The 23497-nt window shown below is 54.7% G+C and carries 23 protein-coding genes; 16 read left to right on the top strand and 7 right to left on the bottom strand.

Annotation, left to right across the window (positions count from 1 at the left end; genetic code table 11):
- Positions 1-10 precede the first annotated feature (10 nt).
- From pgi to L462_RS03375, 5 genes are all read left to right on the top strand, one after another.
- Positions 11-1660: a glucose-6-phosphate isomerase gene (gene pgi, locus L462_RS03395; RefSeq protein ID WP_020882856.1), complete on the top strand. Its 1650-nt coding sequence runs from the start codon at positions 11-13 to the stop codon at positions 1658-1660.
- Positions 1661-2027: 367 nt separating this feature from the next.
- Positions 2028-2270, top strand: coding sequence for an exopolysaccharide production protein YjbE (gene yjbE, locus L462_RS03390; RefSeq protein ID WP_014168186.1), 243 nt, complete (start codon positions 2028-2030; stop codon positions 2268-2270).
- Positions 2271-2388: 118 nt separating this feature from the next.
- The gene (locus L462_RS03385; RefSeq protein WP_020882855.1) at positions 2389-3027 is read left to right on the top strand and encodes a YjbF family lipoprotein; all 639 of its coding nucleotides are present in this window, start codon (positions 2389-2391) and stop codon (positions 3025-3027) included.
- Positions 3024-3761, top strand: coding sequence for a capsule biosynthesis GfcC family protein (locus tag L462_RS03380; RefSeq protein WP_032679376.1), 738 nt, complete (start codon positions 3024-3026; stop codon positions 3759-3761). The genes L462_RS03385 and L462_RS03380 overlap by 4 nt, the downstream gene beginning before the upstream one ends.
- On the top strand, positions 3761-5857 hold the full coding sequence (locus L462_RS03375) for a YjbH domain-containing protein (RefSeq protein ID WP_014168189.1): 2097 nt from the start codon (positions 3761-3763) through the stop codon (positions 5855-5857). The genes L462_RS03380 and L462_RS03375 overlap by 1 nt, the downstream gene beginning before the upstream one ends.
- A 38-nt stretch (positions 5858-5895) precedes the next feature.
- Here the strand turns inward: L462_RS03375 and L462_RS03370 are convergent, their stop codons facing one another.
- Positions 5896-6351 (bottom strand): acyltransferase, encoded by a 456-nt coding sequence (locus tag L462_RS03370; protein WP_032679377.1) that lies wholly within the window; start codon positions 6349-6351, stop codon positions 5896-5898.
- 8 nt (positions 6352-6359) lie between these two features.
- Positions 6360-6875 (bottom strand): GNAT family N-acetyltransferase, encoded by a 516-nt coding sequence (locus L462_RS03365; protein WP_050595764.1) that lies wholly within the window; start codon positions 6873-6875, stop codon positions 6360-6362.
- Between the two features lie 129 nt (positions 6876-7004).
- On the opposite strand from L462_RS03365, the gene psiE reads away from it, so the two are divergent.
- Complete coding sequence (gene psiE, locus L462_RS03360; protein ID WP_020882851.1) at positions 7005-7415, top strand: phosphate-starvation-inducible protein PsiE; 411 nt, start codon at positions 7005-7007, stop codon at positions 7413-7415.
- A gap of 96 nt (positions 7416-7511) precedes the next feature.
- Here the strand turns inward: psiE and malG are convergent, their stop codons facing one another.
- From malG to malE, 3 genes are all read right to left on the bottom strand, one after another.
- Positions 7512-8402 carry a maltose ABC transporter permease MalG gene (gene malG, locus L462_RS03355; protein ID WP_014168193.1) on the bottom strand — a complete coding sequence of 297 codons (891 nt, stop codon included), beginning with the start codon at positions 8400-8402 and terminating at the stop codon, positions 7512-7514.
- 14 nt (positions 8403-8416) lie between these two features.
- Positions 8417-9961, bottom strand: coding sequence for a maltose ABC transporter permease MalF (gene malF / locus L462_RS03350; protein WP_032679379.1), 1545 nt, complete (start codon positions 9959-9961; stop codon positions 8417-8419).
- 66 nt (positions 9962-10027) lie between these two features.
- The gene (gene malE, locus L462_RS03345; RefSeq protein ID WP_032679380.1) at positions 10028-11218 is read right to left on the bottom strand and encodes a maltose/maltodextrin ABC transporter substrate-binding protein MalE; all 1191 of its coding nucleotides are present in this window, start codon (positions 11216-11218) and stop codon (positions 10028-10030) included.
- 372 nt (positions 11219-11590) lie between these two features.
- Between malE and malK the strand changes: the two genes are divergently transcribed.
- The 5 genes from malK (at position 11591) to ubiA (ending at position 16712) form a co-directional block, all read left to right on the top strand.
- The gene (gene malK, locus L462_RS03340; RefSeq protein WP_014168196.1) at positions 11591-12700 is read left to right on the top strand and encodes a maltose/maltodextrin ABC transporter ATP-binding protein MalK; all 1110 of its coding nucleotides are present in this window, start codon (positions 11591-11593) and stop codon (positions 12698-12700) included.
- Positions 12701-12742: 42 nt separating this feature from the next.
- On the top strand, positions 12743-14095 hold the full coding sequence (locus L462_RS03335; protein ID WP_032679381.1) for a maltoporin: 1353 nt from the start codon (positions 12743-12745) through the stop codon (positions 14093-14095).
- A 115-nt stretch (positions 14096-14210) separates the two neighbouring features.
- Entirely contained in the window at positions 14211-15152 is a 942-nt protein-coding gene (gene malM, locus L462_RS03330; protein WP_032679382.1) for a maltose operon protein MalM, read from the top strand.
- Between the two features lie 180 nt (positions 15153-15332).
- Positions 15333-15830 carry a chorismate lyase gene (gene ubiC, locus L462_RS03325; RefSeq protein ID WP_032679383.1) on the top strand — a complete coding sequence of 166 codons (498 nt, stop codon included), beginning with the start codon at positions 15333-15335 and terminating at the stop codon, positions 15828-15830.
- Positions 15831-15842: 12 nt separating this feature from the next.
- Complete coding sequence (gene ubiA, locus L462_RS03320; RefSeq protein ID WP_025206398.1) at positions 15843-16712, top strand: 4-hydroxybenzoate octaprenyltransferase; 870 nt, start codon at positions 15843-15845, stop codon at positions 16710-16712.
- Positions 16713-16776: 64 nt separating this feature from the next.
- Here the strand turns inward: ubiA and plsB are convergent, their stop codons facing one another.
- On the bottom strand, positions 16777-19197 hold the full coding sequence (gene plsB / locus L462_RS03315; RefSeq protein ID WP_020882845.1) for a glycerol-3-phosphate 1-O-acyltransferase PlsB: 2421 nt from the start codon (positions 19195-19197) through the stop codon (positions 16777-16779).
- Between the two features lie 154 nt (positions 19198-19351).
- Between plsB and L462_RS03310 the strand changes: the two genes are divergently transcribed.
- From L462_RS03310 to L462_RS03295, 4 genes are all read left to right on the top strand, one after another.
- Positions 19352-19720, top strand: coding sequence for a diacylglycerol kinase (locus L462_RS03310; protein WP_014168202.1), 369 nt, complete (start codon positions 19352-19354; stop codon positions 19718-19720).
- Positions 19721-19828: 108 nt separating this feature from the next.
- Positions 19829-20437: a transcriptional repressor LexA gene (lexA, locus tag L462_RS03305; protein ID WP_014168203.1), complete on the top strand. Its 609-nt coding sequence runs from the start codon at positions 19829-19831 to the stop codon at positions 20435-20437.
- Between the two features lie 63 nt (positions 20438-20500).
- On the top strand, positions 20501-21838 hold the full coding sequence (dinF, locus tag L462_RS03300; protein ID WP_032679384.1) for an MATE family efflux transporter DinF: 1338 nt from the start codon (positions 20501-20503) through the stop codon (positions 21836-21838).
- Between the two features lie 119 nt (positions 21839-21957).
- Positions 21958-22167 (top strand): CsbD family protein, encoded by a 210-nt coding sequence (locus L462_RS03295; protein WP_014168205.1) that lies wholly within the window; start codon positions 21958-21960, stop codon positions 22165-22167.
- A 48-nt stretch (positions 22168-22215) separates the two neighbouring features.
- Here the strand turns inward: L462_RS03295 and zur are convergent, their stop codons facing one another.
- On the bottom strand, positions 22216-22728 hold the full coding sequence (gene zur / locus L462_RS03290; RefSeq protein ID WP_032679385.1) for a zinc uptake transcriptional repressor Zur: 513 nt from the start codon (positions 22726-22728) through the stop codon (positions 22216-22218).
- A 115-nt stretch (positions 22729-22843) separates the two neighbouring features.
- On the opposite strand from zur, the gene L462_RS03285 reads away from it, so the two are divergent.
- On the top strand, positions 22844-23332 hold the full coding sequence (locus L462_RS03285) for a cupin domain-containing protein (RefSeq protein WP_032679386.1): 489 nt from the start codon (positions 22844-22846) through the stop codon (positions 23330-23332).
- Positions 23333-23497: the final 165 nt, after the last annotated feature.

Here is a 23497-nt window from a genome sequence, read left to right on the forward strand (position 1 = left end):
AGTATTGCTAATGAAAAACATCAACCCAACGCAGACCGCTGCCTGGCAGGCACTACAGAAACATTATGATGAAATGAAAGACGTCACCATCGCGGACCTGTTCGCGAAAGATGCCGATCGTTTCAATAAGTTCTCCGCGACCTTCGATGACCTGATGCTGGTGGATTTCTCCAAAAACCGCATTACCGAAGAAACGCTGGCGAAGCTGCAGGATCTGGCGAAAGAGACTGAGCTGGCCGACGCCATCAAATCCATGTTCTCCGGTGAGAAGATCAACCGCACCGAAGACCGTGCCGTGCTGCACGTGGCGCTGCGTAACCGTAGCAATACTCCGATTATCGTTGACGGCAAAGATGTGATGCCGGAAGTGAACGCGGTGCTGGAAAAGATGAAAGCTTTCTCTGAAGCGATCATCTCCGGAAGCTGGAAAGGCTACACCGGCAAACCGATTACGGATGTCGTTAACATCGGTATCGGCGGGTCTGACCTTGGCCCATTCATGGTCACCGAAGCGCTGCGCCCATACAAAAACCACCTCAACATGCACTTTGTTTCTAACGTCGATGGTACCCACATCGCCGAGGTGCTGAAGAACGTGAATCCGGAAACGACCCTGTTCCTGGTCGCGTCTAAAACCTTCACCACTCAGGAAACCATGACCAACGCCCACAGCGCGCGCGACTGGTTCCTGAAAACCGCAGGCGACAACAAGCACGTGGCGAAACACTTCGCCGCGCTGTCGACCAACGGGAAAGCCGTTAGCGAGTTCGGTATCGACACTGCGAACATGTTCGAGTTCTGGGACTGGGTGGGGGGGCGTTACTCTCTGTGGTCCGCTATCGGCCTGTCGATCATCCTCTCCGTCGGCTTCGACAACTTTGTTGAGCTGCTCTCCGGCGCGCATGCGATGGATAAACACTTCTCCACCACCGCACCTGAGAAAAACCTGCCTGTGCTGCTTGCGCTGATTGGTATCTGGTACAACAACTTCTTCGGGGCTGAAACCGAAGCGATTCTGCCATACGACCAGTACATGCACCGTTTTGCGGCCTACTTCCAGCAGGGCAACATGGAATCCAACGGTAAATACGTTGACCGTAACGGTAACGCAGTGGATTACCAGACTGGCCCAATCATCTGGGGCGAGCCAGGCACTAACGGCCAGCATGCGTTCTATCAGCTGATCCACCAGGGCACCAAAATGGTCCCGTGCGATTTCATCGCCCCGGCCATTACCCATAACCCGCTGTCAGACCACCATCCGAAGCTGCTGTCTAACTTCTTCGCACAGACTGAAGCGCTGGCGTTCGGTAAGTCTCGTGACGTGGTTGAGCAGGAATACCGCGACCAGGGTAAAGATCCGGCCACGCTGGACCACGTTGTGCCGTTCAAAGTGTTCGAAGGCAACCGTCCAACCAACTCCATCCTGCTGCGCGAAATTACGCCGTTCAGCCTGGGTGCGCTGATTGCCCTGTACGAGCATAAGATCTTCACTCAGGGCGCTATCCTGAACATCTTCACCTTTGACCAGTGGGGCGTTGAGCTGGGTAAACAGCTGGCAAACCGTATCCTGCCTGAACTGGGTGACGATAACGCGATTAACAGCCACGACAGCTCCACAAATGGTCTGATCAACCGTTATAAAGCATGGCGCGCGTAATTAAAGTGTCATGAAAAAGTGCCGGCGAAATGCCGGCATTTTTTTATCGGATAATTCCTGATGTCTGTTATTAAACTCAAATTCCGGCAGTGAGTTTAATCTGAAAATAGCCGTTAACCTGTTAATTGTTGCGGTTTATTTTAGGAAAATACGGATAATTACCGTCACGGGATCTAATTCTATTCCATTGATTTATATAGCTTATGTTATTACCTAATCGTTCTTTTGTTTCCATTTTATCCAATTGTCCGAAAACCCTTCGTCTATTTACCCCTACGGCAAACCCTCACCTTTAGTTGTGTATACTCGAATCCGCCTGAAATTCTTTTTGGGCAAATCTCCATTCATTAAATGAAGGGAAATTCTTATGAAGAAAGTACTGTATGGCATTTTCGCCATATCTGCGCTTGCGGCGACATCTGTTAATGCGGCTCCGGTTCAGGTCGGAGAAGCGGCAGGTTCGGCTGCGACGTCTGCGTCTGCGGGGATTTCTACCGCGTCCAGCGCCAGCACCGTAAGTTCAGCCGTGGGTGTCGCCCTGGCGGCAACCGGTGGCGGTGATGGCTCCAATACCGGAACCACGACCACCACGACCACCAGCACCCAGTAATAACGGGTGTTTTAATCATAACCACACTTCGGTGTGGTTATTCTGGCTTTTCAGTAGCCTTCGGGACCTGTAGACCGGGTAAGCGCAGCATCACCCGGCAATAATGCGGAGAAGAGTCGTGAAGCGACCTGGGATCATCCTGATTTGTCTGCTTTTGCAGGCGTGCTCGGCCACCACCAAAGGGCTGGGCCATTCACTGTGGGAAAGCATGTTCGGTACGCCGGGCGTGCATCTGACCGATGACGAACTTCAGAACATGCCCTATGCCAGTCAGTACATGCAGCTCAACGATGGCCCACAGCTGTTTGTGGTGCTCGCTTTCGATGAAAACGGGCAGCAGAAATGGGTGACGCAGGATCAGGCCACCATCGTAACGCAGCATAGCCGTATCGTGAAAACCCTGCTCGGGGGCGACAACCTGCTTGAAGTCAACAATCTCGCCGCCGATCCGCTGAACACGCCGAACCAGATAACCGACGGGGCAAGCTGGACCCGCACGATGGGCTGGACCGAACACAAGCAGGTTCGCTATGCCACCGCCCGCTCCACCTTCCGCTGGGATGGCACGGACAGCGTCAATGTGGGCAGCGACGAAACTCGGGTTCGCGTGCTGGATGAAGAGGTCACTACCGATCAGGCAACCTGGCATAACCGCTTCTGGGTGGACGATGACGGCCAGATACGCCAGTCGTTACAGTATCTTGGTGCCGGATTTTTCCCGGTCAAAACCACGCTGATCAAGGCCGCGAAATCATGAAAACACTTATTCGCGTGGCGCTGATCGCAAGCTTTGCTACGCCGCTCGCATGGTCTGCCGGGACGGTGAAAGTCTATACGCAGGACAATACGAAGCCTAAAACATTGACCAACGCCGGACACTTAATCGATCTCGTCGGCCAGCCAAGGCTGGCGAACAGCTGGTGGCCGGGTGCGGTCATCAGTGAACGACAGGCGACGGTGGTGGCGGAGCAACAACACAACGCGCTGCTCGCCAGGCTAACAGGGCTGGCGGAGCAGGAAGAGGGTGACGACGCGGCGGCCATTAACAGCCTTCGCCAGCAGCTTAAGGCGCTGAAGGTCACCGGACGGTTGCCGGTCAATCTCGATCCGGACCACGTTCGCGTCGCGGAAACGGCTAACCCGTCACTGGAAGGTGAGTACACGCTCTGGCTACCTGTTCAGCCTTCTACCATTACCGTGTTCGGGCTTGTCAGCAGTCCCGGTGACAAGCCGTTTATGCCGGGTCGCGATGTGGCGAGCTATCTCGATGAACAAAATTTGTTGAGCGGTGCGGATAAGAGCTACGCATGGGTGGTGTACCCGGACGGCCAAACGCAAAAAGCACCGGTAGCCTACTGGAATAAACGCCATATCGAACCGATGCCAGGCAGCGTCATTTTTGTCGGTTTTGCCGACCATTTCTGGACGAAGGCATATGACGGGCTGAACGCCGATATCCTTCACTCCCTGAAACAGCGGATACCGGAATAATGAAAAGAACCTATCTCTATAGCATGCTGGCGTTGTGCGTGAGTGCCGCCTGCCATGCAGAAACGTATCCGGCACCCATTGGCCCGTCTCAGTCAGATTTCGGCGGCGTCGGTTTACTGCAAACGCCTACCGCGCGCATGGCGCGGGAAGGGGAAATCAGCCTCAACTACCGTGATAACGATCAGTATCGCTACTACTCCGCCGCTGTGCAGCTGTTTCCGTGGCTCGAAACCACGCTGCGCTACACTGATGTGCGCACCAAACGGTACAGCAGCGTCGAGTCCTTCTCCGGCGATCAGACCTACAAAGATAAAGCGTTCGACGTGAAGCTGCGTCTGTGGGAAGAGAGTTACTGGATGCCGCAGGTCTCCGTTGGCGCGCGGGATATCGGCGGTACCGGTCTGTTTGATGCGGAATACGTGGTGGCCAGCAAAGCCTGGGGACCGTTTGATTTCTCACTCGGTCTCGGCTGGGGGTATCTGGGCACCAGCGGCAACGTGAAAAACCCGTTTTGCTCCTACAGCGACAAATATTGCTATCGCGATAACAGCTATCAGAAAGCGGGCTCCATCAACGGCGACCAGATGTTCCACGGCCCGGCCTCGCTGTTTGGCGGCGTAGAGTACCAGACGCCCTGGCAGCCGCTGCGCCTGAAGCTGGAATACGAAGGGAATGATTATTCACAGGATTTCGCCGGCAAGATTGAGCAGAAGAGCAAATTTAACGTCGGTGCCATTTACCGTGTGGCTGACTGGGCTGACGTTAACCTCAGCTATGAGCGTGGCAATACCGTGATGTTTGGCGTGACGCTGCGTACCAACTTTAACGATATGCGGCCACACTACAACGACAACGCGCGGCCTGCCTACCAGCCGGAGCCGCAGGATGCCATTCTGCAGCACTCCGTCGTGGCGAACCAGCTGACCCTGCTGAAATACAACGCCGGTCTGGCGGATCCGAAGATTCAGGTGAAAGGCGATACGCTGTACGTGACCGGCGAGCAGGTGAAATACCGCGACTCGCGGGAAGGGATCGAACGTGCCAACCGGATCATCATGAACGATCTGCCGGACGGGATCAGCACGATCCGCGTGACCGAAAACCGTCTGAACATGCCGCAGGTCACGACGGAAACGGATGTCGCCAGCCTTAAGCGCCATCTGGAAGGCGAACCGCTGGGGCATGAAACCGAACTGGTGCAAAAACGCGTTGAGCCAGTGGTGCCAGACACTACCGAGCAGGGCTGGTATATCGATAAGTCGCGCTTTGATTTCCATATCGATCCGGTACTGAACCAGTCTGTTGGTGGGCCAGAAAACTTCTACATGTATCAGCTGGGCGTCATGGCGACGGCGGATCTGTGGGTCACCGACCACCTGCTGACCACCGGCAGCCTGTTCGGTAACCTTGCCAACAACTACGACAAGTTCAACTATACCAACCCGCCGAACGACTCGAAGCTGCCGCGCGTGCGTACTCGCGTACGTGAATATGTGCAGAACGACGCTTACGTAAACAACCTGCAGGCCAACTACTTCCAGTACTTTGGTAACGGTTTCTACGGCCAGGTTTACGGCGGTTATCTGGAAACGATGTTTGGCGGCGCGGGGGCTGAAGTGCTCTACCGTCCAGTAGACAGCAACTGGGCGTTTGGTCTTGATGCCAACTACGTGAAACAGCGTGACTGGCGCAGCGCGCAGGACATGATGAAGTTCACCGACTACAGCGTTAAAACCGGCCACCTGACGGCCTACTGGACGCCGTCGTTTGCCCCGGACGTACTGGTGAAAGCCAGCGTTGGTCAGTATCTGGCGGGGGATAAAGGCGGCACGCTGGATATCTCTAAACACTTCGACAGCGGTGTGGTGGTCGGTGGCTATGCCACGATCACTAACGTCTCGCCGGACGAGTACGGGGAAGGGGACTTCACCAAAGGCGTGTACGTCTCCATTCCGCTGGATCTGTTCTCGTCAGGCCCAACCCGCAGCCGTGCGGCAATTGGCTGGACGCCGCTGACGCGTGACGGTGGTCAGCAGCTGGGTCGTAAATTCCAGCTGTACGACATGACCAGCGATAAGAACATCAACTTCAGATGATGCGTGAGTGCCCGGTAGCGTTACGCCTGCCGGGCACCTTACAAACGCCGCAACAGTCTCGCCGGGTTGCCGGCGTAAACCCCTTTCTCGGTGATGGACTTTGTCACCACGCTTCCCGCCCCAATCACCGCCCCATCGCAAATTGAGACAGCCAGAATGGTGGCCCCGCTGCCGATTGAAACGTCGTTGCCCACGCGAATGTGTCCCCAGCTGCGCCGGTCGGCATTGGGTTTACCGTCGCGGAACATATCGTTGGCGAACATCACCCCATGGCCAATGAAACAGCGCTCGCCGACGGTGACATACTCGCAGATGAAGGTATGGGACTGAATTTTGCTATTAGCACCGATGTGCGAGTTAGCCTGGATTTCAACAAACGGGCCGATAAAGACGTTATCGCCCAGCGAACATTCATAAAGATTCGCGGGTTCGTAAATGACGACGTTTTCGCCGCAGACAACATGACGAATAGCCGCCTGGCGTTGCTCTGGCATACATCTCCTTAGACTGGCATCGACATAATATGGAGGGTGCTGGTTTGCGCCGCAGTGACGAAGAGGGTGTCTTTGACATGTTTCAGCCCCTGCGCTTCGTAAAACCGGCGTGCGCGAGGGTTCTTTTCGAGGACTTCCAGCCACAGCAGATTTTCCGAACAGGCTTTTGCCTGGCGAATCACTTCCGCAAGGAGTTGCTCGCCGTAGCGGTGTCCCGTGGCATCCGGCAATAAATAGAGTTTATGCAGGAGCGTACCCGACAGCCCCTCGGGCTCGATGGTCTGCTGGGTTGAGAATTTTGCGAAACCGACTGGTGTCCGTGCGCTGGCAATGAGCCAGTAAGTGCCCGGTTGCATCAGGCTGTCTGCTATCGCCTGCGGCGCGTATTCCTGCTCAAGAAAGGCGGCAAGCTCTGTCTGGCTTTCCCATAGATGCCCAAAGTGATGCCGGTAGCTGGCATAACCCATTTCACTCAGCTGTTTTGCATCATCCACGGTGGCGCGTTGAATGGTTAATTTCATCATCCCTTCGTCGAAATAAGCGTGTCACAGTGCAACATGCCACAGCGCTGAACATAATATAAACAAAAAATATAGATCACCGTCACATTTTTGCGTTATACAGGAACCTCGCCCTGGAGAATGAGGTGCTCTATGACATCCCTGACTCGCCCGCGTGTTGAGTTTATCTCAACAATCCTCCAGACCGTGCTGAACCTCGGTCTGCTGAGCCTTGGCCTGATACTGGTCGTCTTTTTAGGCAAAGAGACGGTGCATCTGGCGGATGTGCTGTTTGCCCCTGAACAAACCAGCAAATATGAGCTGGTGGAAGGCCTGGTGGTCTACTTTCTCTACTTTGAATTTATCGCGCTGATTGTGAAGTATTTCCAGTCGGGCTTTCACTTCCCGCTACGCTATTTTGTTTACATAGGGATCACCGCGATTGTGCGGCTGATCATCGTGGATCATACCTCCCCGCTCGACGTACTGATCTATTCGGCGGCGATCCTGCTGCTGGTGATCACGCTCTGGCTGTGCAATTCGAAACGGCTGAAACGGGAATAAAAAAATGGCGGCCCGGAGGCCGCCTAACAACAGTCACAAGTTGGGTCAATACAATACGTCTAAAGTTGAGGGTTGCAGTGGCATAACAAATGAAACTTAACCTTTCACACCGCCCGCCGTCAGGCCATTCACCAGCCAGCGCTGCGCCAGCAGGAACACGACAGTGATAGGGATGGCGGAGAGTACAGCCGCCGCAGCAAAGTCGCCCCACAAATAGTTCTGCGGATTGAGGTATTGCTGCATACCGACGGCCAGCGTATAGCTGTTGACATCACGCAGTAACAGGGAAGCGACCGGCACTTCGGTGATGGCTGCGATAAACGACAGGATAAAGACCACCGCCAGGATCGGCACCGACAGCGGCAGAAGCACCAGACGGAATGCCTGCCACGGGGTCGCGCCATCCAGCGCCGCCGCTTCTTCCAGCGAGCCGTCGATGGTTTCGAAATACCCTTTGATGGTCCACACATGCAGCGCGATACCGCCAAGATAGGCGAAGATGACGCCACCGTGGGTGTTCAGGCCGATAAACGGCACGTACTGGCCCAGTCGGTCAAACAAGGCATACAACGCCACCAGTGACAGTACCGCCGGGAACATCTGGAAAATCAGCATCCCTTTCAGCAGCGTGGCCTTACCCGGGAAACGCATACGGGCAAAGGCGTAAGCACAGGTCGTGGAGAGTGCGACAATTCCAATCGCGGTAATCCCGGCAATTTTCACCGAGTTCCACAGCCATAACAGCACCGGGAACGGCGGTGGCGTGACGCGGCCATCCGCGTGTTCAACGCTGAAGCCCAGCGCTAACTTCCAGTGCTCCCAGGAGATTTCATCCGGGATCAGGCTCCCGGTCGCGAAGTTACCGGCACGCAGGGAGATGGCGATGACCATCAGCAGCGGGAACATGATTGCCGCGATAAAAATCAGCAGCCCTAAATGCGTCGCGAAGAGGCGCAGTTTCTGAGATTTGGGTTGGACCATAGACATATTCTGTGCCCTCCTTAGTCGAATTTCATGCGTGTTGCTTTCAGGTTCACAATCGCCAGAGCGCCAACCAGCAGGAAGATCAGGGTGGCAATCGCTGCCGCCAGACCGAAGTCCTGACCGCCGCCGCCTTCGAAGGCGATACGGTAGGTGTAGCTGACGAGCAGGTCGGTATAGCCTGCCGGCGTGGTGGTGCTAAGACGGTCAGGCCCACCGTTGGTCAACAGCTGAATCAGCACGAAGTTGTTAAAGTTGAAGGCAAAGCTGGCAATCATCAGCGGCGTCAGCGGCTTAATGAGCAGCGGCAGCGTAATCTTAAAGAAATTCTGGAACGGACCCGCGCCATCCATTGCCGAGGCTTCGTACAAATCGTCCGGAATCGCCTTCAGCAGGCCCATGCACAGGATCATCATGTACGGATAACCGAGCCAGGTGTTCACGATGATAATCATCGAGCGGGCGGTGATTGGGTCGCTGAACCAGGCCGGTTTGATGCCGAACAGCGCGCTCAGCATCATGTTGATTTCACCGAAGCTCTGGTTAAACAGCCCTTTGAAAATCAGAATCGAGATAAACGACGGGACGGCATACGGCAGAATAAGCAGCACGCGGTAAATGGCTTTCCCTTTCAGAGATTCCCACTGCACCAGACACGCCAGCACCATGCCCACGGCAACGGTCAGGATCACCGTCAGTATGGAGAACACCACGGTCCAGACAAAGATGGCGAAGAACGGTTTCTGGATCCCTTCATCGGTGAAGACGCGGGTGAAGTTGTCCCAGCCTATCGTCACGGTGTAGCCCGGGCTAAGCTTGTCATCACCCCATTTGCCATCAGCCGTAATGGACTGGTAAAAACCAATGTCGTTGTTTGGACGGTACTTCACGCCGCTCTGGTTGTTGGTCAGCGTGCCGTCGTCCGCCAGCGTATAGAGCGGTTGTGTCCCGGAGAACTGGCGCAGTGAACTCATGGTCACTTTGCTTTCGTCCGGCAGTTGGGCGGTAAGCTGCGTCAGTGCCTGACGGTTCTGCGTAATGATGCGCAGGTTAGCGCGTTCGCCTTCCGGCAGGGCCGCAGCCTCTTTTAAGGCCAGCTTCTGCTCGCCGCCAAATTTGAAAGCGTCAGAGACATAATTTTTGCCGGTTTCTTCGTCAGTGAGTGCTAACTTCCACTCGCTGCCCGCAGGATACAGGCCGAAGTTAAAGGTTTTGCCCGCCTGATAAGAGCGGTCCATCAGCACCTGTTGGGCGCGTTCCTGAGCAAGCTGGTTGGTGCTGCTGTAGTTGGTGAACGCGATAGCAATGGTACAAATCAGCGGGAACAGGACAAACAGACCCATCCCGGCCACGCCCGGGTAAACATATCGCCAGGCATAGGCTTTACGGTTGGCGAAAATATACAGGCCAGCAGAGCTTAAAATCAGCGTCATGATGGCGAACAGATATTCCCCTTGTACGTACATTAAAACAACAAGGTAACCCACCAGCAGACACAGCAGACCCATTACAGACCACTTCAGGGCAGAGCTTTGCCACCAGTGTTTCTTTTTAATGACATCCATGGGGTTCTTCCTCTACAACACATTTTGTTCTCCCTCTCTCCGCAGGGGAGAGAGGGGATAAAAGCCTTACTTCGTGATACGACCCTGAGCATCTTTCAGCGCAGCATCAACCGTCTGACGACCGCTTGCTGCGTTGATGACGGCGGTACGGGTGGCGTACCAGAACGCTGCCATTTGTGGGATGTTCGGCATGATTTCTCCTTTCTGGGCGTTATCCATGGTTGCCGCGATACGTGGGTCTTTCGCCAGCTGATCCTGGAAGGATTTCAGCGCAACCGCGCCCAGCGGTTTGTCCTTGTTCACTTCATCCAGACCCTGATCGGTCAGCAGGTAGTTTTCCAGGAACTCTTTCGCCAGCTCTTTGTTCGGGCTGGCAGCGTTAATACCTGCGCTCAGCACGCCAACGAACGGTTTAGACGGCTTGCCTTTAAAGGTTGGCAGCAGGGTTACGCCGTAGTTGATTTTGCTCTTGTCGATGTTGGTCCAGGCCCACGGACCGTTGATGGTCATCGCGGTTTCGCCTTTGTTGAACGCCGCTTCTGCGATGGAGTAGTCGGTATCCGCGTTCATGTGTTTGTTCTTGATGAGGTCAACCAGGAAGGTCAGGCCTGCTTTCGCGCCAGCGTTGTCCACGCCCACGTCTTTCACGTCATATTTGCCGTTTTCAAATTTGAACGCGTAACCGCCGTCGGCAGCAATCAGCGGCCAGGTGAAGTACGGTTCCTGCAGGTTGAACATCAGCGCGCTCTTGCCTTTCGCCTTCAGCTCTTTATCCAGTTTCGGGATCTCTTCCCAGGTTTTCGGTGGGTTGGGTACCAGATCTTTGTTGTAAATCAGAGACAGCGCTTCTACCGCGATTGGGTAAGCGATGATCTTGCCGTTATAGCGAACGGCATCCCAGGTGAACGGGTACAGTTTGTCCTGGAAAGCTTTGTCCGGCGTCACTTCAGCCAGCAGACCCGACTGGGCGTAGCCACCGAAACGGTCATGTGCCCAGAAGATGATGTCCGGACCGTCACCCGTTGCAGCCACCTGCGGGAATTTCTCTTCCAGTTTGTCCGGGTGTTCAATGGTAACTTTGATACCGGTGTCTTTCTCGAATTTCTTGCCCACTTCGGCCAGGCCGTTATAGCCTTTATCGCCGTTAATCCAGATAACCAGCTTACCTTCTTCAATTTTGGCGAGAGCCGGTGCGGAAATCATCATTGCTGCAAGGGCGAACAATGCGAAAACGCGTGCGCCAGTCTTGATCTTCATATCTGCCATCCTTTTTTGGTGATGTGCTCGTGGATACACTGAGGTGGTTCAACGTGACTCAGTCTCCTTATTTGACATCCTCTTTCCATCCTCCCAACCCCTACGCCCCACCCCCCGTTTGTGTGATCTCCGTTACATAAATTTAAGTTATGAGTGCTGGCGCACATAAAAACACAGTGAATTTTGCAGGTGGCTTCACGAATTTCGCCTCAGCCCTCCAGCGGCGGTCGCAGAGCCTGCTCTCTCATCCTCCCGCCTCCTCCCCCATAAAAAAGCCGGGGGGTGGAGGATTCACGAAAGTAATGGATACCCCATAGTGAACTTATCTTGAATGTTTCTGTCGGTGACAGGTTGTAACGAAGGGAGAAGGGCATGGCGAGCGTACAGCTGCGTAATGTAACGAAAGCCTGGGGTGACGTTGTGGTGTCGAAAGACATCAATCTGGATATCCACGAAGGTGAATTCGTGGTATTTGTCGGCCCATCTGGCTGCGGTAAATCAACTCTGCTGCGTATGATTGCCGGTCTTGAAACCATCACCAGCGGCGATTTGCTGATTGGTGATACCCGAATGAATGACATTCCGCCTGCCGAACGTGGCGTCGGCATGGTTTTCCAGTCTTATGCACTCTATCCCCACCTTTCCGTAGCCGAGAACATGTCCTTCGGTCTGAAGCTGGCGGGCGCGAAAAAAGAGGTGATTAACCAGCGCGTCACGCAGGTGGCGGAAGTGTTACAGCTGGCACACCTGCTTGAGCGTAAACCAAAAGCCCTTTCTGGTGGGCAGCGTCAGCGTGTGGCAATTGGCCGTACGTTGGTCGCCGAACCGCGCGTGTTCCTGCTCGATGAACCGCTTTCTAACCTGGATGCCGCTCTGCGCGTCCAGATGCGTATCGAAATCTCCCGTCTGCACAAACGTCTTGGCCGCACGATGATTTACGTCACCCACGATCAGGTCGAAGCGATGACGCTGGCCGACAAAATTGTGGTGCTGGACGCCGGTCGCGTGGCGCAGGTGGGTAAACCGCTGGAGCTTTATCACTACCCGGCAGACCGCTTTGTTGCGGGTTTTATTGGCTCGCCAAAGATGAACTTCCTGCCCGTCAAAGTGACCGCGACAGCCATTGAACAGGTACAGGTGGAGCTGCCAAACCGTCAGCAAGTGTGGCTGCCGGTCGACAGCGCCAACGTACAGGTGGGGGCCAATATGTCCCTCGGTATTCGTCCTGAGCATTTACTGCCGAGCCACATCGCCGATGTGACGCTGGAAGGTGACGTTCAGGTCGTCGAACAACTTGGTCACGAAACACAGATTCATATCCAGATCCCCGCCATCCGTCAGAACCTGGTCTACCGCCAGAATGACGTGGTGTTGGTAGAAGAGGGTGCCACATTCGCTATCGGTTTGCCGCCAGAGCGTTGCCATCTGTTCCGTGAGGATGGCACCGCATGTCGTCGGTTGCACAAAGAGCCAGGCGTTTAAGCATTCCAATTACAAAGAAAAGCAATGATCTCAGGAGATAGAATGATGATTACTCTGCGCAAGCTTCCTCTGGCAATCGCCGTGACGGCAGGCATTTTGTCTGCACACGCGGGTGCCGTAGACTTTAAAGGTTATGCCCGTTCGGGTATCGGCTGGACCGGTAGCGGCGGTGCACAGCAGTGTTTTCAGGCAACCGGTGCTCAAAGTAAATACCGTCTTGGTAACGAATGTGAAACCTATGCGGAATTGAAACTGGGTCAGGAAGTGTGGAAAGAAGGTGATAAGAGCTTCTATTTCGACACTAACGTTGCCTACTCTGTGGCACAGCAGAATGACTGGGAAGCCACCGACCCGGCTTTCCGTGAAGCGAACGTGCAGGGTAAAAACCTGATTGAATGGTTGCCAGGTGCCAACATGTGGGCCGGTAAGCGTTTCTATCAGCGTCATGATGTTCACATGATCGACTTCTACTACTGGGATATTTCAGGTCCTGGTGCTGGTCTGGAAAACATCGACCTCGGCTTCGGTAAACTGTCTCTGGCAGCAACCCGTTCCACCGAAGCTGGCGGCTCCTCTACATTTGCAAGCAACAATATCCGTGATTACACCACCGATACCGCGAACGACGTGTTCGACGTACGTCTGGCTCAGATGGAAGTTAACCCGGGCGGCATGCTGGAACTGGGTGTTGATTATGGTCACACTACCGTAAACGACGACTATTATTTGCAGCCGAAGGCTTCGAAAGATGGCTGGATGTTCACTGCAGAACATACCCAGAGCATGTTGAAAGGCTATAACAAGTTCGTTGTACAGTATGCAACTGACTCCATGACCTCTCAAGGTAAAGGTCTGTCCCAGGGTGGCGGAATCGGCCTTGGCAAAGATGATACCGATGGCAAACTGTATGGTTACGGCATTAACAACAACGGTAGCCTGCTGCGCATCCTTGACCACGGCGCAATTTCTCTGGGCGACCGCTGGGATTTGATGTATGTCGGTATGTATCAGGATATCGACTGGGATAATAACAACGGTACCAAATGGTGGACTGTCGGTGTTCGTCCAATGTTCAAATGGACGCCTATCATGAGCACCCTGCTGGAAGTCGGTTACGACAACGTCAAATCGCAAAAAACTGACGAAACCAACAACCAGTACAAGATCACCCTGGCGCAACAGTGGCAGGCAGGCGACAGCATCTGGTCTCGTCCGGCTATCCGTGTCTTCGCAACCTACGCGAAGTGGGATGAGAAATGGGGCTATGACAAAGCAGGTAGCCCGATCTCTACCAGTTCTGATTACAACTCCAACTTCGGTATGCAGACTGCAGGTCTTGGCCGCGGTGACAGCGATGAGTGGAGCTTCGGTGCCCAGATGGAAATCTGGTGGTAATACGGTAGACCTGACGTAATGACCTAAAAAGAGGGGCGTAAGCCCCTCTATCCTTAGGGCGCTGCGCGCTATTGCCTGGCCACCGCGGTGCTCGCTGCTATCAGAGGTAACAATAATGAAAATGAAGAAAAGTCTCGTCGCGCTGTGCCTCTCTGCGGGGCTGCTGGCCAGTGTGCCAGCGGTGACGTTTGCAGAGGTGAATTTCGTTCCTCAGAATACAACGGCTGCACCGACCGTTCCTGCTTCCGCATTGCAGCAACTGACGTGGACGCCGGTTGATCAATCGAAAACCCAGGCCACCCAGCTTTCAACCGGTGGACAACAGCTAAATGTAGCTGGTATCACCGGACCGGTAGCCGCTTATAGCGTTCCCGCTAATATCGGTGAGCTGACCCTGACGCTCTCCAGCGAAGTGAACCAGCAGACCAGCGTATATGCACCGAATGTGCTTATTCTCGATCAGAACATGGCACCTTCGGCCTTCTTCCCGAGCGAATACTTTACCTATCAGGAACCGGGTGTCATGAGCGCTGACCGTTTGCAGGGCGTAATGCGCCTGACACCAGCGTTGGGGCAACAAAAGATCTATGTGCTGGTGTTTACCACTGATAAAGACTTACAGAAGACCACGACCCTGGTTGACCCAGCGAAAGCTTATGCCAAAGGCACCGGTAATGCCGTACCGGATATCCCAGACCCGATTGCCCGCCACGTGACCGATGGCCTGATCAAACTGAAAGTGTCGACTAACAACGCCTCTAGTGTACTGGTGGGGCCACTGTTTGGCTCATCTGGCCCCGGCCCGGTCACGGTGGGGAACACTGCTGCACCTGTGTATGCCGCACCCGTTGCTCCGGCTGCAACCGCAGCCCCAGCTCCGGCGAAGAAAGCCGAGCCGGTACTGAACGACACCGAAGAATACTTCAATAACGCCATTAAGCAGGCGGTGAAGCGCGGCGATGTCGACAAAGCGCTGAAACTGCTTGATGAAGCCGAACGTTTAGGTTCAACCACTGCCCGGTCCACCTTTATCAGCAGTGTAAAAGGCAAGGGGTAACCGTTTCCCCACAGTGCTGATTTGTTAGTAGTTTAGTGCGCCTGAGTGGGCGCACTTTTTTTGGTGTCACACGGGCTGTTGCGCTCTTGTTGCGATCGTGATCGTTAAATAACGTTTGGCCCCCCTCAATCCGCTTTTCTGCGATACAATGCCATTACGTTATGTATCGGAGAGTCTGGCATGTCACACCCCGCGCTAACGCAACTGCGTGCGCTGCGCTATTTCGACCAAATACCTGCGCTTGACCCGGAGCAACTGGACTGGCTGCTGCTGGAAGATTCCATGACTAAACGTTTCGAGCAGCAGGGCAAAACCGTTACGGTGACCCTGGTTCAGGAAGGGTTTGTCTCTTGCGCTGACATCGCCTCTGAGCTGCCGCTGTTGCCGCAGGAAGAACGCTACTGGCTGCGCGAAATATTACTCTGTGCAGACGGTGAGCCATGGCTTGCCGGACGAACGGTCGTTCCCGAGTCCACCCTTTCCGGGCCAGAACTGGCGCTACAACGGCTGGGGAATACGCCGCTGGGGCGTTATCTTTTCACGTCGTCCGAGCTTACCCGGGATTTTATTGAGATTGGTCGCGATGCCGAACTGTGGGGGCGTCGTTCCCGCCTTCGCCTGAGCGGTAAACCGTTAATACTGACGGAGCTTTTTTTACCGGCATCGCCGTTGTACTAAGAGGAAGAAAAAATGGAGTGGAGCCTGACGCAGAATAAGCTGTTGGCTTATCACCGCTTGATGCGTACAGATAAACCCATCGGCGCGCTGCTGCTGCTGTGGCCGACCCTTTGGGCGCTATGGGTAGCAACACCAGGGGTACCGCCGCTGTGGATCCTGGGGGTGTTCATTGCAGGCGTCTGGCTGATGCGTGCGGCGGGCTGCGTGGTCAATGACTATGCGGATCGTAAATTCGACGGGCACGTAAAACGTACGGCCCATCGTCCGTTGCCCAGCGGGCAAGTGACCGAGAAAGAGGCCCGTACGCTGTTTATCGTACTGGTGCTGCTCTCTTTCCTGCTGGTGTTGACCCTGAACACCATGACCATTCTGCTTTCAGTTGCGGCCCTGGCTCTGGCCTGGGTTTATCCGTTCATGAAGCGCTACACCCACCTGCCTCAGGTGGTGCTGGGCGCGGCGTTTGGCTGGTCGATCCCGATGGCGTTTGCGGCGGTGAGTGAGTCCGTCCCGTTAAGCTGCTGGCTGATGTTCCTGGCGAACATTCTCTGGGCCGTGGCATACGACACGCAATACGCGATGGTAGACCGCGACGATGACCTGAAGATTGGCATTAAATCGACGGCGATCCTCTTCGGACGTCATGACAAGCTGATCATCGGTATCCTGCAGGTTGCGGTGCTGGCGTTGATGGTGACGATGGGTTATCTGAACGGGCTCAACTGGGCGTTTTACTGGGCCGTGCTGGTGGCGGGAATGCTGTTTGTCTACCAGCAGAAGCTGATTGCGAAACGTGAGCGTGAAGCCTGCTTCAAGGCGTTTATGAATAACAACTATGTCGGTCTGGTGCTGTTTTTAGGGCTGGCGATGAGCTACTTTTCGTAAAAAAACGGCAGCCAGAAGGCTGCCGTTTTTGTTTTCATCGCAGGTCATCAGACCGCTGCACGCTTCATTCGCCTTGCGTCGCACTTTCAATCGTTAAACGCACATCAGACGTGATCAGTTCGGCCAGCATCTGGTACACCTTCAGCGTCTCTTCCGGCTCGGCATCGCCCGTATCACTGATAAACCCTTCATCACGCAGCGTCAGCACCAGAGAGCTGAAGACCGCTTTGTCGAAGAATTCCGGGGCGTTAATCCCGTGCAGAACAGACAGGCGCTGTGCCAGCGTCCGGCTCTCTTTCTCGAGCGTACCGCGGTTAATGGACGGATTCGCGCTCAGCAACCAGAAGGTGATAGCGTAGCGCTGCAGCGTTTCACGCGCGCCCGCCGCCAGCAGTTGCAGGGTACGGGACCGTGACGGATTGATATGCAGCTCGTCGTTCGTGACGGTAATCAGCCCCTGACGACGCAGCTCTTCGGTCAGTTTATCCAGCTCAGTCGCCAGTTCGTCCTTGTCCCAGCGCAGGAACAGCTCCGCTTTCAGCATTGGATAGAGCGTTTCAACATGACGCAACAGCTCCTGACGCGAGATGCGACGATGCTGGGTGATGATGGCCGCCATGAGCGAGGGCAGCATCAGCATATGCGCGATGTTGTTGCGATAGTAAGTCATCAGCACCGCCTGCTCGCGCGGGAGAATGATGATGTCGCCGATGGTGTCCTTTTCGACTTCAAACTTGTTCATCTGCAGGGCATGCTCGATAAGCTCGCTTGCCGTGCTTACCGGTACGGTCGAATCCACCGAGTACGGCACGTTGCGCATCATGTCGAGATAGCAATCCAGCTGCTCCGTAAGCTGTTCACGGGTCAGTGAACGCTGACGAGAGGCCAGAAGCGCCGTACAGCACAGGTTCATGGCGTTTGCCGCACCGGCGTTGTTAATACGCACCATCAGTTCAGAGGCGATGCTGTTGACCGTAGGCGTCAGCCAGGCCGGGCGAATCGCTTCGATAGGATCGATAGACTCGCGCCACTCCGGAACATGGTTGTTCAGGTAGGTCATCAGCGGCATCGGCTCGCCAAAGTTGACGTAGCCCTGGCCAAGGTTGCGTAACTTGCTCAGGCCGCGCAGCATCTGCGGCAGGCTCTCTTTCTCTTTGGTCGCACCGCGGAGCTCTTTGGCGTAGGTGCCTACTTCCATCACGTGTTCGTAGCCAATGTAGATAGGTACCAGGGTGATCGGGCGGGTTCCCCCGCGCAGCATCGCCTGAATGGTCATCGACAGCGTGCCGGTTTTAGGATCAAGCAGACGACCGGTACGGGAGCGACCCCCTTCCACGAAGTATTCAACGGAATAACCGCGGCTGAACAGCTCGCCAAGATATTCACGGAATACGGTGGAGTAGAGCTTGTTGCCCTTAAAGGTACGACGGATAAAGAACGCCCCCAGGCGGCGGAAAATCGGGCCGGCTGGCCAGAAGTTCAGGTTAATGCCGGCAGCGATGTGCGGCGGTACCAGACCCTGGTGATAGAGCACATAGGAGAGGAGCAGATAGTCCATGTGGCTGCGGTGGCAGGGGACATAGACAATCTCATGGCCATCATGGGCCAGCTGGCGTACGCGCTCGGCGTTATGAACGTTGATGCCCTGATAGAGGCGGTTCCACGTAAAGCCCAGAATACGATCGGAAAGACGAATCATCTCGTAAGAGAAGTTCGCGGCAATCTCCTCCATCAGTGCAATAGCGTTCTGCTGTGCTTTCTCATGGGAAATCTTTTTGCTACGCGCTTCGTCTTCAACGGCTCTGGCAATCGCTTTGGAGGCCAGCAGCTTGTTGAACAGGTCCTGACGTGCAGGAAGACGCGGGCCGACGGCAGCCAGACGCTGACGGGCGAAGTGCATACGCGCCACGCGCGCCAGTTTTTGCGCGATAATCTTGTCGGTGCCGTGCTCGTCCGCCATACGGCGCAGCGAAACGGACGGGGAGAAACGCACGAAGCTGTCACGTCCCAGCCAGGAGACCGCGAAGAATTTCTGAATACCGTTAAGCATGCGCAGCGGCGGGTTCTCTTCACCTTTCTCTCTGCCCGGGCGGCGACCAAACATCACCGATACCGGCACCATCTGCACATCCAGACCCGGATTGCTGCGGTGCAGGTCGAGATAGTCGTGGAAAAGCTTGATGGACTCTTCCTTTGGCGTGTAATAGGTAAACACGCGCGGCCCGCCGTGAATGAACACATAGCGCGGCAGCAGAGTGCCGTCGACTTCGAGGGGTTCAAGCGGGTCAGGTAAATCATGCGCCAGACACTGGGCGCGAAGCGTCAGTAGGTCTGCCTTCGAGTTATAAGGCAAAACGTACATAATTGGGCGTGACGTATCGAGCCCCAATTCCAGCGCGGGTTCCGCTGGGATAGACTTGCTTTTTACCAGGACGCTTAATGGTAAATTAAGTAATTTGTAGTAAATTCGTGGCCAGCCGGACATAAACGATGTAAAGCCTCTGGTTAATAATGCAATTGCGGCGCAAGGATAACAGAAAGCGCGCAAAATTTCTGTTGTTACCCGTCATACTTCAGGCAGCAGCGAAACACGCTGCGCCTACTGTTACTGACGCTATTTTAATTAAAAGGTTCTTTTAATGGCCAATAATACCACTGGGTTAACCCGAATCATCAAAGCCGCCGGCTATTCATGGAAAGGTTTCCGTGCCGCGTGGGTCAATGAAGCCGCGTTTCGCCAGGAGGGCGTCGCCGCTATCATCGCGGTGATTATCGCCTGTTTCCTTGATGTTGATGCGATTACCCGCGTTTTGTTGATCGGCTCCGTGCTGTTGGTGATGATAGTGGAAATTCTCAATAGCGCTATTGAGGCCGTGGTGGACCGTATCGGCTCTGATTTCCATGAGCTCTCCGGCCGGGCGAAAGACATGGGGTCTGCTGCCGTATTGCTGGCGATTATCACTGCGGTCATCACCTGGGTCACGCTGCTTTGGTCACATTTCCGATAAGCCTCGAGAAATAATTAAGTCCCTGGTTTTTTGTGCAGTTTTTGGTTCCAAAATCGCCTTTGACTGTATATACTCACAGCATAACTGTATATACACCCAGGGGGCGGAATGAAAGCGTTAACGACCAGGCAGCAAGAGGTGTTTGATCTCATCCGGGATCATATCGGCCAGACGGGTATGCCACCCACGCGTGCGGAGATCGCTCAGCGTCTGGGTTTCCGTTCTCCGAATGCTGCCGAAGAACACCTGAAAGCGCTGGCGCGTAAAGGCGTCATTGAGATTGTATCGGGCGCTTCACGTGGCATCCGTCTGCTGGTGGAAGAAGAGACAGGCATTCCGCTGGTGGGACGTGTCGCGGCAGGTGAACCTTTGCTGGCACAACAGCATATTGAAGGTCACTATCAGGTTGACCCGGGCATGTTTAAACCGAGCGCAGATTTCCTGCTGCGCGTCAGCGGCATGTCGATGAAAGATATCGGTATTCTGGACGGCGATTTGCTCGCAGTTCATAAAACCCAGGACGTGCGCAACGGGCAAGTTGTGGTCGCGCGTATTGACGATGAAGTTACCGTTAAGCGTCTGAAAAAGCAGGGTAACACCGTCCAGTTGCTGCCTGAAAACAACGAGTTCTCCCCGATTGTGGTGGATCTCCGCGAACATAACTTCTCTATTGAAGGGCTGGCTGTTGGGGTTATCCGCAACGGTGAATGGCTGTAATCATGTCATAACAGGCTACGGACCTGCCGTAGCCTGATTCAATCTCCACTGCCGGTATTTTTCATGTCACTGCTGACGACATCAGATAAAGCATTGTGGCGTCTTGCACTGCCAATGATTTTTTCCAATATCACCGTCCCTCTGCTGGGACTGGTAGACACGGCTGTTATTGGTCATCTGGATTCCCCCGTTTATCTGGGCGGCGTCGCGATCGGCGCGACGGCAACCAGCTTCCTTTTTATGCTGCTGCTCTTTTTGCGCATGAGTACCACCGGGCTTACGGCTCAGGCGTATGGCGCAAAAGATCCGTTGCGTCTGGCGCGTGCGCTGGTACAACCCTTGATCCTTGCCCTGGGCGCGGGTGCGCTGATCGTGGTGTTGCGCACGCCACTGATTGATCTGGCGCTGCATGTCGTTGGCGGGAGCGAGGCGGTACTTGAGCAGGCGCGACGCTTCCTTGAAATTCGCTGGCTCAGCGCGCCCGCATCACTGGCGAACCTGGTCCTGCTTGGCTGGTTACTCGGCGTGCAGTATGCCCGTGCGCCAGTCATTCTGCTGGTGGCAGGCAATCTTCTCAACATCGTGCTTGATATCTGGCTGGTGATGGGTCTGCATATGAACGTGCAGGGCGCCGCGCTGGCGACGGCAATTGCAGAATACGGTACCTTTTTCATCGGCCTGTGGATGGTCTTGCGCGTGCTGGCCCTGCGCGGTATCTCACTTGCGATGCTCAAAACCGCGTGGCGCGGTAATATCCGCACGCTGCTGGCGCTTAACCGCGACATTATGCTGCGCTCGTTACTGCTTCAGCTCTGCTTTGGCGCGCTGACGGTCTTTGGGGCGCGACTTGGGCCGGAGATCGTCGCGGTTAATGCGGTCCTGATGACGCTGCTCACCTTTACCGCGTATGCGCTGGATGGCTTTGCCTATGCCGTTGAAGCCCATTCCGGGCAAGCGTATGGCGCACGCGAAAGCGGCCAGCTCCGCGAGGTGTGGCGGGCCGCCTGTCGTCAGTCAGGCCTGGTGGCGCTGGCGTTTGCACTCATTTACGCCTGTCTGGGTGAACAGATCGTTGCCTTACTCACCTCCCTCCCATCGCTGCGCGAACTGGCGAGTCACTATCTCTTCTGGCAGGCAATCTTACCGGTGGTGGGCGTGTGGTGTTATCTGCTGGACGGCATGTTTATTGGCGCGACGCGAGGTGCGGAGATGCGCAATAGCATGGCGGTCGCTGCGGCGGGATTTGGTCTGACGTTGCTGACGCTGCCGTATCTGGGCAACCACGGTTTGTGGCTGGCTCTGGCGGTTTTCCTCGCGTTACGTGGTCTGTCGCTGGCCTTTATCTGGCATCGTCACTGGCGAAATAATACCTGGCTGCCTTCCCGCCACGATATATCGTGACGGTTAAAGATTCCGAATATAAAAACAACTGCCGGATCCTTAACTACAATAATTATCACGTCCAGCAGAAAAGAACGAAGCGGACGAAACTTACAGACGCTTAACACGAGGACACGATTATGAATAAAGACGAAATCGGCGGCAACTGGAAGCAGTTCAAAGGTAAAGCGAAAGAACAGTGGGGTAAGCTGACGGATGATGATATGACCATCATCGAAGGTAAACGCGATCAGCTGGTGGGTAAAATTCAGGAACGTTACGGCTACGAGAAAGATCGTGCTGAAAACGAAGTGAAAGACTGGGAAACCCGTAACGATTATCGCTGGTAATCCTTTACTCCCCCTGAGGGCGGCTACGGGCCGCCTTTTCTTTTGCCGTTAACGCGGCTTTTTCTTCACCAGTACCGAATGGTCGTGCTGGCACTCATCCTGGTGTCGACAGGCTTCTACCTCTACGCAGGCTGCGCACAGGCCGTGCGCTTCAATCACGTTATGACGCAACGCAAAGCCCATTTTGGCTGCCAGCGTATGCATAATATCTTCAACGCCTTCCGCACCTTCTTCCTTCACGCTGCCGCAGCGATCGCAGATAAACATGGCCGACGTATGGGTTGGCTGATCGAACAGATGGCACAGCACATAGCTGTTTGTCGATTCAACTTTATGCACAAAGCCCTGTTCCAGCAGGAAATCCAGCGCGCGGTACACCGTTGGCGGTTTAGCCTGTGGCTCGCTTTCGCGCAGCAGATCAAGCAGATCGTACGCGCTGATCGCGCCCTGCTGCAGGCTCATCAAACGTAATACTTCAAGGCGCTGCGGAGTCAGGCGCACATTGCGTTGCACGCACAGCTTTTCTGCCTGCGCTAACAGCTCTTTTGTGGACTTATCCATTTAGCACCCCGGATGTTATAGGCTGGAAAACCCCCACTTTATCATGTTCTGCTAAAAACACCGAGATCCGCCAGGCTGTGCTATACCTGACGCAACGCAATCCGGGGAATAAACGATGAAAAGACCTGACTGTATTCGACACTGGCGCGACGTAGAAGGCGCAGATGACTCAACCTATCCCGACAGTAGTGAACGTTTTTCCATTGGCGCACCGCTGGCGCGTAAGCTCGGCCTTGGACGCATTGGTATACACCATGAGCGCTTACCGCCAGGCCGACGGACCTCTTATCCTCATGCTGAAAGCGACGAAGAAGAGTTTATCTACGTGCTTGAAGGCTACCCTGAAGCCTGGATTAACGGATATTTATGGAAACTTGAACCTGGCGACAGCGTGGGCTTTCCCGCCGGAACCGGGGTCTGTCATACCTTCATCAACAACACCGACGAGGAGGTACGGCTCCTGGTGGTGGGTGAGGCCAACAAGAAGCATAACCGTATCTATTACCCGCTTAATCCGGAGTACGCCGCCACGCGTGACGATCGCTGGGTAGACCACCCTCCTCAGTTTTTTGGGCCGCACGATGGAAAACCTGGGAAAAAATAATTTCCTCTTCTATAAATATTGAGGGCCGTCACAAATAACAACAGGCCTGGCGGGAATTTAACTTAAGGAAATAGCGGGTCTTTTTGCACTTATTCACAGCAATAGTTCGTTCCTGTTTGGGAGATAACAGACAGGGGTTATTTAATAACAGACTATAAGACGAGC

The sequence above is a fragment of the Enterobacter sp. BIDMC 26 genome, assembly GCF_000534435.1.
In the GTDB taxonomy this organism is placed as follows: domain Bacteria; phylum Pseudomonadota; class Gammaproteobacteria; order Enterobacterales; family Enterobacteriaceae; genus Enterobacter; species Enterobacter ludwigii.

What these genes read in the sequence shown, in the direction of transcription:
- dinF (WP_032679384.1), top strand. Translation starts at nt 20,501, where the DNA reads ATGTCACTGCTGACGACATCAGATAAAGCATTGTGGCGTCTTGCACTG.
- L462_RS03365 (WP_050595764.1), bottom strand. Translation starts at nt 6,875, where the DNA reads ATGATGAAATTAACCATTCAACGCGCCACCGTGGATGATGCAAAACAG.
- L462_RS03335 (WP_032679381.1), top strand. Translation starts at nt 12,743, where the DNA reads ATGATGATTACTCTGCGCAAGCTTCCTCTGGCAATCGCCGTGACGGCA.
- plsB (WP_020882845.1), bottom strand. Translation starts at nt 19,197, where the DNA reads ATGTCCGGCTGGCCACGAATTTACTACAAATTACTTAATTTACCATTA.
- malE (WP_032679380.1), bottom strand. Translation starts at nt 11,218, where the DNA reads ATGAAGATCAAGACTGGCGCACGCGTTTTCGCATTGTTCGCCCTTGCA.
- lexA (WP_014168203.1), top strand. Translation starts at nt 19,829, where the DNA reads ATGAAAGCGTTAACGACCAGGCAGCAAGAGGTGTTTGATCTCATCCGG.
- yjbE (WP_014168186.1), top strand. Translation starts at nt 2,028, where the DNA reads ATGAAGAAAGTACTGTATGGCATTTTCGCCATATCTGCGCTTGCGGCG.
- ubiC (WP_032679383.1), top strand. Translation starts at nt 15,333, where the DNA reads ATGTCACACCCCGCGCTAACGCAACTGCGTGCGCTGCGCTATTTCGAC.
- L462_RS03370 (WP_032679377.1), bottom strand. Translation starts at nt 6,351, where the DNA reads ATGCCAGAGCAACGCCAGGCGGCTATTCGTCATGTTGTCTGCGGCGAA.
- L462_RS03380 (WP_032679376.1), top strand. Translation starts at nt 3,024, where the DNA reads ATGAAAACACTTATTCGCGTGGCGCTGATCGCAAGCTTTGCTACGCCG.
- pgi (WP_020882856.1), top strand. Translation starts at nt 11, where the DNA reads ATGAAAAACATCAACCCAACGCAGACCGCTGCCTGGCAGGCACTACAG.
- zur (WP_032679385.1), bottom strand. Translation starts at nt 22,728, where the DNA reads ATGGATAAGTCCACAAAAGAGCTGTTAGCGCAGGCAGAAAAGCTGTGC.
- ubiA (WP_025206398.1), top strand. Translation starts at nt 15,843, where the DNA reads ATGGAGTGGAGCCTGACGCAGAATAAGCTGTTGGCTTATCACCGCTTG.
- psiE (WP_020882851.1), top strand. Translation starts at nt 7,005, where the DNA reads ATGACATCCCTGACTCGCCCGCGTGTTGAGTTTATCTCAACAATCCTC.
- L462_RS03375 (WP_014168189.1), top strand. Translation starts at nt 3,761, where the DNA reads ATGAAAAGAACCTATCTCTATAGCATGCTGGCGTTGTGCGTGAGTGCC.
- malK (WP_014168196.1), top strand. Translation starts at nt 11,591, where the DNA reads ATGGCGAGCGTACAGCTGCGTAATGTAACGAAAGCCTGGGGTGACGTT.
- L462_RS03285 (WP_032679386.1), top strand. Translation starts at nt 22,844, where the DNA reads ATGAAAAGACCTGACTGTATTCGACACTGGCGCGACGTAGAAGGCGCA.
- L462_RS03310 (WP_014168202.1), top strand. Translation starts at nt 19,352, where the DNA reads ATGGCCAATAATACCACTGGGTTAACCCGAATCATCAAAGCCGCCGGC.
- L462_RS03295 (WP_014168205.1), top strand. Translation starts at nt 21,958, where the DNA reads ATGAATAAAGACGAAATCGGCGGCAACTGGAAGCAGTTCAAAGGTAAA.
- malG (WP_014168193.1), bottom strand. Translation starts at nt 8,402, where the DNA reads ATGTCTATGGTCCAACCCAAATCTCAGAAACTGCGCCTCTTCGCGACG.
- malM (WP_032679382.1), top strand. Translation starts at nt 14,211, where the DNA reads ATGAAAATGAAGAAAAGTCTCGTCGCGCTGTGCCTCTCTGCGGGGCTG.
- malF (WP_032679379.1), bottom strand. Translation starts at nt 9,961, where the DNA reads ATGGATGTCATTAAAAAGAAACACTGGTGGCAAAGCTCTGCCCTGAAG.